Source organism: Sphingobium agri (assembly GCF_023051225.1).
GTDB classification, from domain to species: domain Bacteria; phylum Pseudomonadota; class Alphaproteobacteria; order Sphingomonadales; family Sphingomonadaceae; genus Sphingobium; species Sphingobium agri.
Map to the genome: position 1 here is coordinate 32,423 of NZ_JALKHS010000004.1, position 14,073 is coordinate 46,495.

Below are 14,073 nucleotides of genomic sequence, written 5' to 3' on the forward strand. Positions count from 1 at the left end.
ATTTGCACCCTCTCATCAGCGGCGGCAGGAAGCAGGCATGACGGACATGATCGATGATGGCGGCACCGCCTCCACCATAAGGGCGAAGATCGGCGACACCGTGCGGGCGAAGCTGGACCGCAATCCCATGGTCAGCCGGATCGATGCGCCCGATCTGGAGATTTACGGGCGGCACGGCTTTCTGAGCGCCGAGGAGTGCGAGGCCCTGCGCACGCTGATCGATGCGGATGCGCAGCCTTCGACCCTCTTCTCCGGCAGCGCGAACGCGGATTACCGCACCAGCCACAGCTGCAATCTCAGCCCGTATGATCCGCTCGTCAAAAGCATCAGCGACCGGATCTGCGCACTGACCGGACTGCCGCCCGAAAATGGCGAAACCCTGCAGGGTCAGCGCTATGCGACGGGCCAGGAATATAAGGCGCATTGCGACTATTTCCCGGTCACCGCCAGCTACTGGCCCGCAATGATGAAGACAGGGGGACAGCGCAGTTGGACGGCGATGATCTATCTTTCTCCCGTTGCTGTGGGCGGGGAGACGCATTTTCCCCATTGCGAATTCATGGTGCCGCCGGTGGAAGGCATGATCCTCATCTGGAACAACATGAAGGCTGACGGCGCTCCCAACCCCATGAGCCTGCACGCCGCACGGCCCGTCGAAAGCGGCATCAAATATGTCGTTACCAAATGGTTTCGCGAGCGCCGCTGGACGGCCTGAAGCCGAGGCCGCGGTTCATAGCGGTGATACAAGTTGCGACATAAATGTCTGATTCCTGACTACCTCATTCCCTGAAGGTTCAGCGGACGGGGCGCATAAGCAGCCTGTTGGTGGCGGAACCGGTCATCGGGGAAAGAAGTTTGATCCCTCACCGGTTCAGGGCCGCCAAGCTGATGGGAGAAGATATATGCGTAAGTTGATCATCCTCGGCCTTATCGCAGCGACCGCAATGCCAGGCGCCGTCATGGCCCAGTCGCGCGGCGAGGTACGCGACAGTGCGCGGGAACTGCGTCAGGAACAGCGCGAGCTGCGTGATGCACGCCGCTACGGCTCACGCCACGACGTGCGCGAGCAGCGCCGCGATGTCCGCGACGCGCGACAGGAATTGCGCGAAGATTGGCGCGACTATCGCCGTTCGCACCGCGACGTCTATCGCGGCGGCAACTGGCGCGCGCCGTTCCGCTACAATCGCTGGGAAGTCGGATCGCAGCTGCGCCCGAGCTACTATAATTCCCGCTACTATATCAGCGACCCCTATCGTTATCGCCTGTCCCGGCCAGGTAACCCCAATCTTCGCTGGGTAAGGCACTATAATGACGTGCTGCTGGTCAATGTCCGCAGCGGCCGCGTGATGGAGGTCCATCGGGGCTTCTTCTGGTAATCGGCAGTATCACGCATGACGAGCGGCTCCGGGCGAAAGTCCGGAGCCGTTTTCATGTGAGCGACCAGCGTCCAGAGACGAAGATACGCAACGGCGCGCAGCACCTACACAGGTCAGCCAAATTGTGGAAAAGCCCCTTGGCCGCGCCGCCCGTCTCCGAGCGGGCGCGGCCGATGACGCGCAGGGCACGCCATCAGTCCGAAAGGGGGTGGACCAGAATAGGAACGCTCACCTGCTGTTAATGTTCCCGTAGGTCAGCTCAGCGCTTCGGCGATCAGGCGACGGCTGTTGCCGATGCCGTAGAGCGCAATGAAACTTCCCATCCGTGGCCCCTGATCAGCACCCAGCAATGTCTGGTACAGCGCCTTGAACCAGTCCCGCAGTTCGGCAAAGCCGAAGGCTTCGTCCTTGCCGATGGCGTAGACGATATTCTGGATGTCTTCCGCCGTCGCGCCATCATCCAAAGCCGCCAGTTCGTCGTCCAGCCTGCGCAGGGCGGCTGCTTCATTGGCTTCGGGAGCGCGGCGCTTCAGCGTCGGCGCGACGAAATCGCGATGATAGGCCAGCGCATGCCCGATCAGCGCATCCAGTTCAGGGTAGGTCTCCGCACTGGCGTCCGGGACATAATTTTGCAGATATCCCCACACCTGCTCGCGGCTGGCATCCCCCATCACGCCGACCAGATTGAGCAGCAGCCCGAAGGTCACGGGCAGCTTTCCTTGTGGCAGCTTGCCGTCATGGATGTGGTGCACCGGATTGCCGAGTTGCTGCTCTACCGGCTGGTTGCGATAATTGCCGCGGAATTGCCAATATTCGTCCACTGCGCGCGGGATCACGCCCATGTGCAGCTGCTTGGCCTTCTTCGGCTCGCGATAGGCATAAAAGGCCAGGCTTTCCTGCGGCCCGTAGGTCAGCCATTGTTCGAGGCTGAGGCCATTGCCCTTGGACTTGGAGATTTTCTCTCCCTTTTCATCCAGGAACATCTCGTAATTGAAGCCTTCGGGCGGGCGGGCACCGAGCGCGCGGCAGATGCGTGAAGACTGGGTGACGGAATCGATCAGATCCTTGCCCGCCATTTCATAGTCGACGCCAAGCGCGACCCAGCGCATCGCCCAATCGACCTTCCATTGCAGCTTCGCGCCGCCAGAGAGGATCGACTGTTCGACGATCTCGCCCTCATCCTCGAAGCGCACCAGCCCTGCGTCGGCGTCCAGCACCTCGACGGGCACCTGAAGGACGATGCCGCTCTTCGCAGAAATCGGCAGCACAGGCGAATAGGTCGCCTGCCGTTCCTTGCGCAGGGTCGGCAACATGATGTCCATGATGTCCTGATAATGACGCAGGACATTCCTGAGCGCATCGTCGAACGCACCGGACGTGTAGCGATCCGTCGCCGAAACGAACTCATAGTCGAAGCCGAAGCGGTCGAGAAAGTCGCGCAACATCGCATTATTATGGTGCGCGAAGCTTTCGAATTTCTCGAACGGGTCGGGCACCTGCGTCAGCGGCTTGCCGAGATGTTCGGCCAGCATCGCCTGGTTCGGCACATTGTCCGGCACCTTGCGCAGCCCGTCCATGTCGTCGCTGAACGCGATCAGCCGCGTCGGAATGTCCGACAGCGCATGATAGGCGTTGCGGACCATCGTCGTGCGCAACACTTCGTTAAAGGTCCCGATATGCGGCAAGCCCGACGGGCCATAGCCGGTTTCGAACAGGATATGGCCTTTTTCAGGCGCGCCATTCTGGTAGCGCTTCAGCAGCTTGCGCGCTTCTTCATAGGGCCAGGCCTTGGACGCCTGAGCGGCGGTGCGGACGATATCGGACACAGTCATGATGCAGATGCCCCTAGCCTTGGCAGCCGCGAAATGGAACGGCTTTCCGCGATCCCTGTTTGCCGCCCGCGCTTCGACGACGGCAGTCATGTTTAACCTTGATTAACTATGACGCGGCATATTCCCCCGATCGAAGGGGGATTACAGGCACCATGCATATCGCGCGCAGTCGCCAACGTATAATGGTCGACATAGACATCGTCGTGACAACCGTGCTCGACAGCCTGGAGGGCAGCATCGTCGATCTCAGCGAAGGCGGCGCCTTGATCCGTGGATGCAGCTTGCCGGCTCGCAGCCAGTGCCAGATCGGCTTTGAAGGGCAGATCGTCTTCGCCACGGTGCAATGGTCCGAACCCGATCGCATGGGCGTTCGCTTCCCCTATGAGCTGGTGGACGGCCCGCTGTTCGACATGCTGGAGATGGCGCGGACCCGCCTGCGATCGCCGCTCGCACATCAACGTGGCGAAAGCGCATTCACGGCCCGTCCCTTCCTCTCGCAACCAAATGGATTTGGCCGCCGCGCAAGCTGAATCGCGCCTTTTTCCGGTTTCCCTTTTGTTCCCGCTCGCCTAAGCGACGGGAGTGATCGACGCGACTGCCCTGCCCGCCCTTCATGCCAGCCATGGTGGGATCTGGCTGCGCGAGGGCGGAAACACGCAGGCGGTCGCCAAGGGAGCGGCCATCGCCTGCGCTGCCGAAACCCCGACCTTGCTGCTCAATGCACCGCTCGCCGGGCAAAGGCTCGGCTATCCCGAACTCAATGGCCTCGACCTGCTAGAACTGTGGGCTTTCGTTCATCCGGCCCGCTTCCTTGTGCCAACGCCCAAGGGTTTGGCCGAATCGCTTGGTCTGGAGCGGCCGGGCAGCGAGGCGGACATTCCGCAACTGCTGCAAGCCGCGACCGCAGCGCTGCTCGACATTCTCGGCTCGCCGACATGGGCCGAGCGCGAGGGCGGCTGGACCTCCGCCCAGACGCTTCTTCGCCTCCGCTGGCCGTGGGCGCCGCTCGTCACGCCCCGGATAAACCGGCCGGCCGAAGCGGAACGCTGGCTGTTCTCCCGCTTGCCCGAATGGGAGGAAACGCCCCCGCGTCCAGCGCCGCGCACCATCTCGCTGGATGAAGACGCGGTACTGGCGCGGCTCGCCCATCTGACCGGCAGTGCGGCGGAAGCCCGGCCCGGGCAGCGCGCCTATGCCGCAGCCGCCGTGGAAAGCTTCCGCCCGCGCCAGCATCGGGATCAGCCCAATATGCTGCTGGCGGAGGCGGGCACCGGGATCGGCAAGACATTGGGCTATCTCGCCCCGGCGTCGCTCTGGGCATCGGAGGCGCAGGGCACGGTATGGATATCGACCTATACCAAGGCGCTCCAACGGCAGCTTGACCGGGAAAGCCTGCGCCTCTTCCCCGATCCGGCGACGGCGGCGCGCCGCGTGGTGGTGCGCAAGGGGCGGGAAAATTATCTCTGCCTGCTGAACCTGGAAGATGCGCTCCAAGGCGGTTTTTCCGGCCGGGCGGCGATCCTAGCCCAGCTCGTCGCGCGCTGGGCGGCTTTCAGCAAGGATGGCGACATGGTCGGCGGAGACCTGCCGGGCTGGCTGCCGACGCTGTTCCGCCGCAACGGATCGACGGCGCTGACCGACCGCCGGGGCGAATGCATCTACGCAGGCTGCCCGCATTACCGCAAATGCTTCATCGAACGGTCGGCCCGCGCTTCGGCGGACGCGGACATCGTCATCGCCAATCATGCGCTCGTCATGATCAACGCGGCGCGTGGGCGGGAAACCGGTCAGCGGCCCCAGCGCATCATCTTCGACGAAGGCCATCATCTTTTCGACGCGGCCGATTCCACCTTTTCCGTCGCCCTGTCAGGGCAGGAAGCAATCGAACTGCGCCGATGGGTCATGGGTCCGGAAGGCAATTCGCGGGGTCGCAGGCGCGGCCTTGCCGCCCGCCTGTCGGACCTCGCCAGCTATGATGCGGAAGGCGGCGAGGCGATCCGCGCGGCGGCGGATGCAGCGCGCGCCCTGCCCGCCGACGAGTGGCTGAAGCGGATCGTCGCTGGCGAGCCTTTCGGGCCGCTGGAACAGTTGCTCGCGGCCGTGCGGGGCACCGTCTATGCCCGCGCGGCCGACGTGGGTGAGGCGGATGCAGGCTATGGCCTGGAAACCGAAGTTGCCGAGCCCGATGGCCCGCTGGTGGAAGCGGCTCAGGAAGCCGCGCTTGCGCTCGACGCTTTGCTGCGGCCGCTGAACCGGCTGGGCAAGCGGATGGAAGCTGTCATCGAGGATGCGCCCGATTGGCTGGACGGCGCGGCCCGAGCACGGATCGAAGGCGCGATCGCCTCGCTTGGCTGGCGGCGCGACCTGATCGCTGCATGGCTGGCGCTGCTCGCCCGGATCGGCGGCCCGGCTGACGCGGATTTCGTCGACTGGATGACGGTCGACCGGATCGAAGGGCGGGAATATGACATCGGCATCCATCGCCACTGGCTGGACCCGACCCGCCCCCTTGCCGAAGCCGTGCTGAAACCGGCGCAAGGCGTGCTGGTCACATCGGCAACGCTGAAGGGCGGCGGCGATTGGGACAATGCGGAAAGCCGCAGCGGGGCCAGCCATCTTCCACGCGGCGCGGAGCGGTTCGAGGCGGCAAGCCCGTTCGACTATCCCGGCCGGGCCGAAGTGCTGATCGTCACTGATATCAAGCGCGGGGACATTGCGGCGCTGTCGGGCGCCTATGGGCGGCTGATTGAGGCGGCAGGCGGCGGCACGCTGGGCCTGTTCACCGCGATACGGCGTCTGCGCGCGGTCCATGCGCGAATCGCCGACCGCCTCGCGCGGGCGGGCCTACCGCTCTACGCCCAGCATGTCGATCCGATGGACACCGGCACGCTGATCGACATCTTCCGCGATGATCCCCGCGCGTCGCTGCTCGGCACCGACGCCTTGCGCGACGGGGTCGATGTGCCCGGCCATTCGCTGCGGCTCGTCGTGATGGAGGGGGTTCCCTGGTCGAAGCCGACGGTGCTCCACGCCGCCCGCCGTCTCGCCGGAGGTGGCGCCGCCTATGATGACCGGCTGATCCGCGCGCGTCTGGCCCAGGCCTTTGGCCGCCTCATCCGCCGCGCCGAGGATCGCGGCAGCTTCGTCATATTGTCCGCCGCCATGCCCAGCCGGTTGCTGAGCGCCTTTCCGCCAGGCACCCCCATTCGCCGCGTTACCCTGGACGAAGCGATCATTGCGGTGAGCGCCCATTCCCGCGCTGGCCATGGCCACGGCATGCCGCTAGGGCAGCAGGAAGACGAATCCGGCACCCACGACCTGGAGCAAAGATGAAGCGGTTGACCCTGTTGCGCCACGCCAAATCCGACTGGGACGATCCGGTAGAGCGGGATTTCGACCGGCCGCTCAATCGGCGCGGGGAAAAGGCGGCGCTGCTGATCGGTCAATATGCGCGCAGCCGGAAGATGCAGTTCGACCATCTTGCCGCATCCCCCGCCGTCCGCGTGGTGCAGACGCTTGACACCTTTCTGGAAGGCTATGGCCAGCCGCTCGATCCCCATTGGGATCGGCGCATCTACTTGGCGTCCGTCGCGACATTGCTCGACGTGTTGCGCGATCTGCCCGATACAGCCAGCAGCGTCATCCTTGCGGGCCACAATCCGGGCTTGGAGGAACTGATCCTCGAACTGGTTCCGGACGATGGCGCCAGCCCGCTCCGCGGCGATGTCGAAGTCAAGTTCCCCACGGCCAGCCTTGCGGTGCTGGACCTGGAGATCGATGCCTGGGCAGATGTCGCACCGAACGCGGGCACGCTGGTAAGCTTCACCCGGCCCCGTGATCTGGACCCCGCGCTCGGCCCGGAATCGCGTTAAGATTTACTGCTAAGAGGCGACCCAAGGCCTCCGCTAGGGCGGAATGTGTTCCCTCTGAACACTCAACCCGTTCGGGCTGAGCTTGTCGAAGCCCTGTTCTTCTTCAGTAAGGAGCGAAGGCCCTTCGACAGGCTCAGGGCGAACGGTTCGGGAGATAGCGCCTTTTTAAAGCACAAAGCTCCTCTTAGTCACCAATGGCCTTTGCCAAGGCTGCGCGGATTGCCTGGAGCCGATCCAACAGGTCCGCTTCCCGCTCGGGCTTGACCGGGACAGCAGCAACCGGGGCAGCGACGGGACTTGGCGAAGCCAGCCCATCGGCCAGCGCCTTCTGCGCGCCCCGCACGGTAAAGCCTTCCACATTCAACAGCTGGTTGATGCGCCGGACAAGCGCGACATCGGCGGGCCGGTAATAGCGGCGATTACCCGAGCGCTGGAGCGGACGCAGTTGGGGGAAGCGCGTTTCCCAATAGCGCAAGATATGCTGCGGCAGCCCCAGTTCCCCGGACAGCTCACTGATTGTCAGGAATGCACCTTCTGCCTTTTCCATAGGCCGATGTTGCACCTATCGCGGCGCAAAGGTCAACCGTGGGAAAAGCGTGTCGGCCCCGCCGCCTGCGTCAGGATGCAGCGACGCGGTCGCGCATGGTCTGGCTGGCGCGAAAAGTCAGCACGCGGCGTGGCTCGATCGGCACCTCGACCCCGGTTTTCGGGTTGCGCCCCATCCGCTCGGTCTTGTCGCGCAGGACGAAGGTGCCAAAGCTCGATATCTTCACATTTTCGCCGCGTTCGAGCGCGGACGTCATATGCTCCAATATGGACTCGATAAGCGCCGCCGCTTCGGATCGGGAGAGGCCGATGTGCCGGTTGACGCTTTCCGCCAGATCCGCGCGTGTCAGGGTGCCATTGCCAGTCATCGAAAGTCCCCACCTTCATCCGCCGGTCAAATGCCGACGCCAATGGTAAATCCTGCGATAACATAAGCGATTCGGCAAGATGGTCAGCCGAAGAAATCTAAAGAATTCCGGGGTATATACCTTGGGTTAGACCCGCAGGACGCACGCGCCCCAGGTGAAGCCGCCACCCATCGCCTCCAGCACCAGCAGGTCACCCGGCTTGATCCGTCCGTCCCGCATCGCCAAGTCAAGCGCCAATGGCACCGAAGCGGCAGAAGTATTGGCGTGACGATCGACCGTCATCACCACACGGTCCGGCGACAATTTCAGCTTGCGCGCAGTGGCGTCCAGGATGCGGGCGTTCGCCTGATGCGGGATCAGCCAGTCGATCTGGTCCGTGCCGAGGCCAGCGACTTCCATCACTTCGGTCAACACGGACGCCAGGTTGACGACGGCATGACGGAACACTTCCTGTCCCTTCATGCGCAGCTTGCCGACCGTCTTCGTCGTCGAAGGGCCGCCATCCACGTAGAGCAGCTGGTTGTGCCGCCCATCGGCATGCAGCTTGGCCGCCAATATGCCGCGCGCACCATCCGCGCTTTCTTCAGCGCCGAGCACGATCGCGCCCGCGCCGTCGCCGAACAGGACACAGGTCGTCCGGTCTTCCCAATCGAGGATGCGGCTGAACGTCTCGGAACCGATGACCAGCGCGCGTTGCGCTGCGCCAGAGCGGATCATACTGTCCGCAACCGTGACGGCATAGAGAAAGCCCGAGCACACAGCCGCGACGTCGAACGCCACGCAATCATCGATGCCGAGCGCTGCCTGAACGATGGTCGCGCTGGCGGGAAAAGTCTGGTCCGGGGTGGCCGTCGCAAGGATGATGAGGTCGATGTCCTGGGCGGCAAGGCCTGCTGCCTCCAGCGCCGCCTGGGCGGCATCGGTCGCGAGGGTTGAGGTCGTCTCGCCATCGCCCGCTATATGGCGGTTCCGAATGCCTGTGCGTTCGACGATCCATTCGTCGCTCGTATCCACGGTTTCCGCAAGTTCAGCATTGCTGACGGCGCGAACCGGGAGAGCTGACCCCGTACCCAGAAGAACGGACCTGCGAATCACTTTGCGGCGAGCTCCTGCTTGGACGCCACGCCCGAAAGCGCGCTGACACCCGCCATGTCGGCGGCGATGCGTCGCGTGATATCTTCTTCCAACAGCCGGGCGGCGACATGGACAGCATTGGCGACGCCCTTGTCATTGGCGCTGCCGTGACTCTTCACCACCACGCCATTCAGCCCCAGGAAGACCGCGCCATTATGATTGTTGGGGTCCAGATGGTGCTTCAGCAGATGCATGGCGGGCTTGGAAATCAGGAAGCCGATCTTGGACCGGATCGAACTGGTAAAGGCCGTGCGCAGCAGGTCCGTGACGAAGCGTGCCGTGCCCTCCGCCGTCTTGAGCGCCACATTGCCGGAAAAACCATCGCTGACGATCACGTCAGCCTCGCCACGGCCGATCTTGTCGCCTTCGGTAAAGCCGTCGAATGACAGGGGAAGGCTGGTGGCGGCGCGCAAGATGGCGGCGGCGTCACGGATTTCCTCCGTGCCCTTCATGTCTTCCGTGCCGATGTTCATGATGCGGACGCGGGGGCGTTCCAGATCGAACGCGATGCGCGCATAGGCCGCGCCCATCACGGCGAATTGCACGAGGTTGCGGGCGTCGCACTCGGTATTGGCGCCTAGGTCCAGCATGACCACGTCATTGTCGCCCAGCGTCGGCAGCAACGCCGCCAGGGCAGGCCGGTCGATGCCAGGCATGGTGCGCAGAGCGAGCTTGGCCATCGCCATCAATGCGCCCGTGTTGCCGGACGACACGGCAGCGCCCGCCTCGCCTGCCTTTACGGCGGCGATGGCCATGCTCATGGAGCTGGCCTTCTTGCGGATCGCGACGCTGGGCTTGTCCCCGGCCGACACGACATCGCTGGCGTGCACGACTTCGGACGCGGCCCGTAGATTGGGATGATTGTCGAGGGCGGCCTTGATCCGCGCCTCGTCTCCGAAAAGGGTGAAGCGCAGCCCTTCGTGGCGGTGACGGGCGAGCGCAACACCCGCCATCATCACGCGCACGCCTTCATCCCCGCCCATCGCGTCGATTGCGATTCGCGGTTGGCTGGACACTTCAGGACACCTTTGCAGGAGAGAGGGTGTCGTCAGGCCCCGACGGCAACGACTTCGCGGCCGTTATAGTGGCCACAGCCCTCGCACAGATTGTGCGGGCGCTTCAGTTCACCGCAGTTCGAGCATTCCTGATAGGCTTCGACGCGCAGCGCATCGTGGCTGCGGCGCATGCCACGGCGGGACGGGGAAGTTTTCCTCTTTGGGACAGCCATGTCGGCACCTTATTCCATAATTAAATCTGGTTGAGCGACTGGCCGATATCCGAGGAATGCCGACGCCACAGGCGCCGCAGACCATGCGGCCCGGGTGATCGCGAAGCCCTGCGCCTATAGCGCTTTTTGATCCCGGCGCAAGTCCTTCCTTGCCCTTGGCGGCATCCCGGTTACCCTGATCATCAGAGAGAGAAGGGGAGAAGACCATCATGCTGTTGCCGATCACGCTGACACTGGCCGCCGCCTGCGCTTTTGTGAACCTGTGGCTGGCGACGCGATGCGTACGGATTCGCATGTCAGCCAAGACGCTGCACGGCGATGGCGGAAACCCTCTGCTCGCCCGCCGGATGCGTGCCCACGCCAATTTCACCGAATATGCGCCGCTAGTCCTCATCCTGTTCGCGCTTGTCGAACTGGCGCTTGGCTCGCCGCTATGGCTTTGGATCGCGGCATGCGCCTTCATCATCGCACGCGTCGCTCATCCGATCGGCATGGACGGTGACAGCCCGTCCCCTGCCCGCGCAGTCGGCGCGCTTTTGACCTGGGTCGTCATGGCGGGACTGGCAATCGCAGCGCTCTATGCCGCATACAGCGCCACCCGTGCGGTTCCGGCCCCGCCAACTCTTGCCGCCCAGATCTGAGCGGTCAGGCCAGCACGGCGTCCCCGACAAAGGGGTTGGTGCGGCGTTCATGGGCGAAATTGCTCATCGGGCCATGGCCCGGCACAAAGGCCGTGTCGCCACCCAGCGGCCACAGCTTGCCCGTGATCGCGTCGATCAGATCCTGATGATTGCCCATCGGGAAGTCGGTGCGGCCGATCGATCCCTGGAACAGCACGTCGCCCACAATGGCGAGCTTGCTGGGAGCGTGATGGAAGACCACATGGCCGGGCGTGTGGCCGGGGCAGTGATAGACATCCAGCACCAGCTCACCCACCGTCACCTGGTCGCCGTCGGCCAGCCAGCGGTCGGGCTCGAAAATCTTGCCGTTCACACCATAGTTGCGGCCATCTTCCTCCAGGCGGCTGATCCAGAAGCGGTCCGCCTCATGCGGTCCTTCGATCGGCACGCCGAGTTCCCTGGCCAGGGTCCCCGCCTCGCCGCAATGGTCGATATGGCCGTGCGTCACCAATATCTTTTCGATCGTCACGCCCTGCTGCTCGGCGGCGGCTTTCAGCCGTGGCAGGTCGCCGCCCGGATCGACGAACGCGCCGCGATTGGTGGCCGTGCACCAAAAGAGCGTGCAATTCTGCTGCAAGGGCGTGACAGGGATAAGCGCGGCTTTGAGCGGAGGCGTAGTCATGCCGGAGATGTGGCGAAGCCGCGCGCCAGGCGCAAGGGCTACTCGGCCTCTTCCATCGCCAGCGGCTCGGCCAGGCTGATGCTGTCGAGCACCCGCGCCGTCTCGTCGCGCACGCGCAGCATCACGCGGTGCAGCCTGCATTCCGATTCGGGCAGGCAGTTGGTGCAGGTTTCATGCGCGAATCGGCTCGCACAGGGGGTCAGCGCCAGCGATCCCCGCGTCAGCCGCACGATGTCGCCATAGCTGATGTCGACGGGCGCCAGCGCGAGCCAATAGCCGCCGTCGCGTCCCCGCTGCGTCGCCACCAGCCCCTCGCGCGACAGCTCCGACAGGATCACCGTCAGGAACTTGGCCGGGATATTCTGCCGCGTCGCGATTTCGTTCAGCGGCACAGGCCCCTGACGGTAGCGGTCGGCAAGATGCTGGAGAGCGCGGATGGCGTAACGGGTCTTCTGCGAAAGCATGATCCCGTTATTCGCCCCCGCGCCTCATTTGACAAGCCGCCGCGCAGCCGGTCAGGCCTTTACGCCGCTCAGCGCCTCTTCATAGGTCGTCGCCTTGAAGCCGACGATGGTCCGGCCGCCCACGTCCAGGATCGGCCGCTTGATCATGGAGGGGTTGGCGCTCATCAGCAGGATAGCCTTTTCCGCATCGATATGCGCCTTGTCGCCCGCGTCCAGCGCCTTGAAGGTGGTGCCGGAACGATTGAGGATGGTTTCCCACCCATGTTCCATCACCCATTCCTCCAGCTTTCCCTTGTCCACGCCCGACACCTTGTAGTCGTGGAAGCTGTAGGAAACGCGCTCATTGTCCAGGAAATTGCGCGCCTTCTTGATCGTGTCGCAATTCTTGATGCCATACATGGTAATCATGGCCATCACCCCTTGAACGCGGTGACTTCGACTTCGACCTTCATCTCCGGCTTGATAAGGCCGGTGACGATGCAGCTGGCCGCCGGGCGGATCTCGCCGAACACCGGCGCCGTCGCCTTGCCCAGCTCGTCCCAATAGGCCGGGTCGGTGATGTAATAGGTCACGCGCACGACGTCGGCGAAGGAGAAGCCCGCCTCCTCCAGCGCCTTGCCGATCACCTTCAGCGCGTTGCTAGTCTGGTCGACGACGCTTTCCGGCATCGTCTTGGTTTCGGGATCAGTGCCGGTGGTGCCGGCGACGAAGCACCAGTCGCCCTGGACGACAGCGCGGGAATAGCCGACCTGCGCCTCGAAAGGCGAGCCCGAGGAAATGAGCGTGCGGGACATGGGGGAGTTCCTTCGAAGGGAAGCGGATGGGGATTGGGGCGGCTCTTGCCCCATGCCGCCGCTCGCGTCCAGCGGCTTTTGGGCGGCGAGGAACGGCGGCGGGGCTGATCCGTTGAGGGAGCAAGGAGACATGCCATGGACGCAAATGAGAAAGACCGCTTCCCCGACATCATCGAGGAAAATGACGAGCAGCGCGACGAAGGATCGCAGGCGCAGACCGTCACCGACGACGCCCGCGTCCGCAGCACCGACCTGTCCGAAGACAGCGAGCGCGGCGGCAGCACCAACCCGGCCCAGATCATCCCCGACGACACCCCCGACCTTGTCGAGCGGATGGAGGAAATGAACCGGTCCGGACATATGGATTTCGACGCCTTCTCCGGCGAACCGCAGATGGATGACGAGGAAAGCGCCCTCGGCCAGGTCGATACCGAGAATATGGACGATGAAGACGACATGATGGGCGACGGCACGGAGGAGGAAGGCTAAGGCCCTCCCCCATTCGCGCCGGAACGGAGGGAAAGCGGATCAGCTTCACGGCGCGGCAATGATGTGCGGCGGGCTAGGTGGACAGCATGTCCTACCAGCCCCGCAGGCCCGGCCGCCACGGACACCTCCGCCTCGTCCATGCAAGCGCTCGGCCTTGGCGCAGCGCGCAAGCATCGCGCACCCGCTTCAAGGGCTTTCTGGCCCCGTTCCTGATCATCGCATCAGGACTTTGGGCAGGAGGCGATCTTCTCCCATCGCTGCCTGGCACCAGATTCAGCCCGTCACCGAATTTCATCCAGCAAGAAGGGTTGCAAGCCGCATCCTTCGCCATGTGCGATGACGGCTATCGCAGCGACTGCGTGATCGACGGCGATACCTTTCGCCTGGGGGGCGAAACCATTCGGATCGCTGACATCGATACGCCGGAAACCCATCCGGCTCGCTGCCCCGAGGAAGCCTCGCTCGGCGCTCAGGCAACCGAGCGGCTGCGGGAGCTGCTCAACGCCGGTTCCTTCATGCTCCAACCCATCGATCGCGACCAGGATCGCTACGGGCGATCATTGCGGATAGTCATGCGGGGGGATCAATCGATCGGAGCGATGCTGGTCGCAGAAGGGCTGGCGCGGCCCTGGATGGGGTCACGCCAGCCCTGGTGCCGTAGTTAACGG

18 protein-coding genes are annotated in these 14,073 nt (G+C 64.0%); 8 read left to right on the forward strand and 10 right to left on the reverse strand.

Translation table 11 applies throughout. The annotated features are described in order from the left end of the window. Nucleotides 1–37: 37 nt before the first annotated feature. Both MU848_RS01330 and MU848_RS01335 read left to right on the forward strand, forming a co-directional pair. Nucleotides 38–715 (forward strand): 2OG-Fe(II) oxygenase, encoded by a 678-nt coding sequence (locus MU848_RS01330; protein ID WP_247229726.1) that lies wholly within the window; start codon nt 38–40, stop codon nt 713–715. 187 nt (nt 716–902) lie between these two features. After that, complete coding sequence (locus tag MU848_RS01335; protein WP_097092393.1) at nt 903–1,376, forward strand: RcnB family protein; 474 nt, start codon at nt 903–905, stop codon at nt 1,374–1,376. 254 nt (nt 1,377–1,630) lie between these two features. Here MU848_RS01335 and MU848_RS01340 read toward each other — a convergent pair whose 3' ends face one another. After that, nucleotides 1,631–3,208 carry a lysine--tRNA ligase gene (locus MU848_RS01340; RefSeq protein ID WP_247230080.1) on the reverse strand — a complete coding sequence of 526 codons (1,578 nt, stop codon included), beginning with the start codon at nt 3,206–3,208 and terminating at the stop codon, nt 1,631–1,633. A 152-nt stretch (nt 3,209–3,360) separates the two neighbouring features. Between MU848_RS01340 and MU848_RS01345 the strand changes: the two genes are divergently transcribed. From MU848_RS01345 to MU848_RS01355, 3 genes are read left to right on the forward strand one after another with little or no spacing between them, the layout of a single operon-like run. Next, nucleotides 3,361–3,738, forward strand: coding sequence for a PilZ domain-containing protein (locus MU848_RS01345; protein WP_247229728.1), 378 nt, complete (start codon nt 3,361–3,363; stop codon nt 3,736–3,738). 52 nt (nt 3,739–3,790) lie between these two features. Beyond that, on the forward strand, nt 3,791–6,541 hold the full coding sequence (locus MU848_RS01350; RefSeq protein WP_247229730.1) for an ATP-dependent DNA helicase: 2,751 nt from the start codon (nt 3,791–3,793) through the stop codon (nt 6,539–6,541). Then, a complete protein-coding gene (locus MU848_RS01355) occupies nt 6,538–7,080 on the forward strand; it encodes a SixA phosphatase family protein (protein ID WP_247229731.1) in 543 nt (180 codons plus the stop codon). The genes MU848_RS01350 and MU848_RS01355 overlap by 4 nt, the downstream gene beginning before the upstream one ends. Before the next feature lie 184 nt (nt 7,081–7,264). On the opposite strand, the gene MU848_RS01360 is transcribed toward MU848_RS01355, so the two are convergent. The 5 genes from MU848_RS01360 to rpmF all read right to left on the reverse strand — a co-directional run bounded on the left by MU848_RS01360 (nt 7,265) and on the right by rpmF (nt 10,356). Then, entirely contained in the window at nt 7,265–7,627 is a 363-nt protein-coding gene (locus tag MU848_RS01360) for a MerR family transcriptional regulator (RefSeq protein WP_201515666.1), read from the reverse strand. Nucleotides 7,628–7,697: 70 nt separating this feature from the next. Then, nucleotides 7,698–7,994, reverse strand: a complete 297-nt coding sequence (gene ihfA, locus MU848_RS01365; RefSeq protein WP_097092398.1) for an integration host factor subunit alpha — start codon at nt 7,992–7,994, stop codon at nt 7,698–7,700. Between the two features lie 126 nt (nt 7,995–8,120). Next, nucleotides 8,121–9,089 carry a beta-ketoacyl-ACP synthase III gene (locus tag MU848_RS01370; RefSeq protein WP_247229733.1) on the reverse strand — a complete coding sequence of 323 codons (969 nt, stop codon included), beginning with the start codon at nt 9,087–9,089 and terminating at the stop codon, nt 8,121–8,123. Then, complete coding sequence (plsX, locus tag MU848_RS01375; protein ID WP_236575140.1) at nt 9,086–10,111, reverse strand: phosphate acyltransferase PlsX; 1,026 nt, start codon at nt 10,109–10,111, stop codon at nt 9,086–9,088. The genes MU848_RS01370 and plsX overlap by 4 nt, the downstream gene beginning before the upstream one ends. Nucleotides 10,112–10,176: 65 nt before the next feature. Beyond that, a complete protein-coding gene (gene rpmF, locus MU848_RS01380) occupies nt 10,177–10,356 on the reverse strand; it encodes a 50S ribosomal protein L32 (protein WP_022682012.1) in 180 nt (59 codons plus the stop codon). 209 nt (nt 10,357–10,565) lie between these two features. Between rpmF and MU848_RS01385 the strand changes: the two genes are divergently transcribed. After that, the gene (locus MU848_RS01385; RefSeq protein ID WP_247229735.1) at nt 10,566–10,997 is read left to right on the forward strand and encodes an MAPEG family protein; all 432 of its coding nucleotides are present in this window, start codon (nt 10,566–10,568) and stop codon (nt 10,995–10,997) included. Between the two features lie 4 nt (nt 10,998–11,001). Here MU848_RS01385 and MU848_RS01390 read toward each other — a convergent pair whose 3' ends face one another. From MU848_RS01390 to MU848_RS01405, 4 genes are read right to left on the reverse strand one after another with little or no spacing between them, the layout of a single operon-like run. Next, on the reverse strand, nt 11,002–11,658 hold the full coding sequence (locus MU848_RS01390; protein WP_247229737.1) for an MBL fold metallo-hydrolase: 657 nt from the start codon (nt 11,656–11,658) through the stop codon (nt 11,002–11,004). 38 nt (nt 11,659–11,696) lie between these two features. Then, nucleotides 11,697–12,122, reverse strand: a complete 426-nt coding sequence (locus MU848_RS01395; protein WP_097092403.1) for an RrF2 family transcriptional regulator — start codon at nt 12,120–12,122, stop codon at nt 11,697–11,699. 51 nt (nt 12,123–12,173) lie between these two features. Further along, complete coding sequence (locus MU848_RS01400; RefSeq protein WP_247229739.1) at nt 12,174–12,530, reverse strand: ArsC family reductase; 357 nt, start codon at nt 12,528–12,530, stop codon at nt 12,174–12,176. Nucleotides 12,531–12,535: 5 nt separating this feature from the next. Beyond that, nucleotides 12,536–12,916 carry a RidA family protein gene (locus MU848_RS01405; protein WP_201515670.1) on the reverse strand — a complete coding sequence of 127 codons (381 nt, stop codon included), beginning with the start codon at nt 12,914–12,916 and terminating at the stop codon, nt 12,536–12,538. A 135-nt stretch (nt 12,917–13,051) separates the two neighbouring features. On the opposite strand from MU848_RS01405, the gene MU848_RS01410 reads away from it, so the two are divergent. Together MU848_RS01410 and MU848_RS01415 are read left to right on the forward strand one after the other, a co-directional pair. Continuing rightward, entirely contained in the window at nt 13,052–13,405 is a 354-nt protein-coding gene (locus tag MU848_RS01410; RefSeq protein ID WP_247229741.1) for a hypothetical protein, read from the forward strand. Between the two features lie 86 nt (nt 13,406–13,491). Then, nucleotides 13,492–14,070 carry a thermonuclease family protein gene (locus MU848_RS01415; RefSeq protein ID WP_247229743.1) on the forward strand — a complete coding sequence of 193 codons (579 nt, stop codon included), beginning with the start codon at nt 13,492–13,494 and terminating at the stop codon, nt 14,068–14,070. The last annotated feature ends 3 nt before the right edge of the window (nt 14,071–14,073 follow it).

What these genes read in the sequence shown, in the direction of transcription:
- MU848_RS01330 (WP_247229726.1), top strand. Translation starts at nt 38, where the DNA reads ATGACGGACATGATCGATGATGGCGGCACCGCCTCCACCATAAGGGCG.
- MU848_RS01335 (WP_097092393.1), top strand. Translation starts at nt 903, where the DNA reads ATGCGTAAGTTGATCATCCTCGGCCTTATCGCAGCGACCGCAATGCCA.
- MU848_RS01340 (WP_247230080.1), bottom strand. Translation starts at nt 3,208, where the DNA reads ATGACTGTGTCCGATATCGTCCGCACCGCCGCTCAGGCGTCCAAGGCC.
- MU848_RS01345 (WP_247229728.1), top strand. Translation starts at nt 3,361, where the DNA reads ATGCATATCGCGCGCAGTCGCCAACGTATAATGGTCGACATAGACATC.
- MU848_RS01355 (WP_247229731.1), top strand. Translation starts at nt 6,538, where the DNA reads ATGAAGCGGTTGACCCTGTTGCGCCACGCCAAATCCGACTGGGACGAT.
- MU848_RS01360 (WP_201515666.1), bottom strand. Translation starts at nt 7,627, where the DNA reads ATGGAAAAGGCAGAAGGTGCATTCCTGACAATCAGTGAGCTGTCCGGG.
- ihfA (WP_097092398.1), bottom strand. Translation starts at nt 7,994, where the DNA reads ATGACTGGCAATGGCACCCTGACACGCGCGGATCTGGCGGAAAGCGTC.
- plsX (WP_236575140.1), bottom strand. Translation starts at nt 10,111, where the DNA reads ATGGGCGGGGATGAAGGCGTGCGCGTGATGATGGCGGGTGTTGCGCTC.
- rpmF (WP_022682012.1), bottom strand. Translation starts at nt 10,356, where the DNA reads ATGGCTGTCCCAAAGAGGAAAACTTCCCCGTCCCGCCGTGGCATGCGC.
- MU848_RS01385 (WP_247229735.1), top strand. Translation starts at nt 10,566, where the DNA reads ATGCTGTTGCCGATCACGCTGACACTGGCCGCCGCCTGCGCTTTTGTG.
- MU848_RS01390 (WP_247229737.1), bottom strand. Translation starts at nt 11,658, where the DNA reads ATGACTACGCCTCCGCTCAAAGCCGCGCTTATCCCTGTCACGCCCTTG.
- MU848_RS01395 (WP_097092403.1), bottom strand. Translation starts at nt 12,122, where the DNA reads ATGCTTTCGCAGAAGACCCGTTACGCCATCCGCGCTCTCCAGCATCTT.
- MU848_RS01400 (WP_247229739.1), bottom strand. Translation starts at nt 12,530, where the DNA reads ATGATTACCATGTATGGCATCAAGAATTGCGACACGATCAAGAAGGCG.
- MU848_RS01405 (WP_201515670.1), bottom strand. Translation starts at nt 12,916, where the DNA reads ATGTCCCGCACGCTCATTTCCTCGGGCTCGCCTTTCGAGGCGCAGGTC.
- MU848_RS01410 (WP_247229741.1), top strand. Translation starts at nt 13,052, where the DNA reads ATGGACGCAAATGAGAAAGACCGCTTCCCCGACATCATCGAGGAAAAT.
- MU848_RS01415 (WP_247229743.1), top strand. Translation starts at nt 13,492, where the DNA reads ATGTCCTACCAGCCCCGCAGGCCCGGCCGCCACGGACACCTCCGCCTC.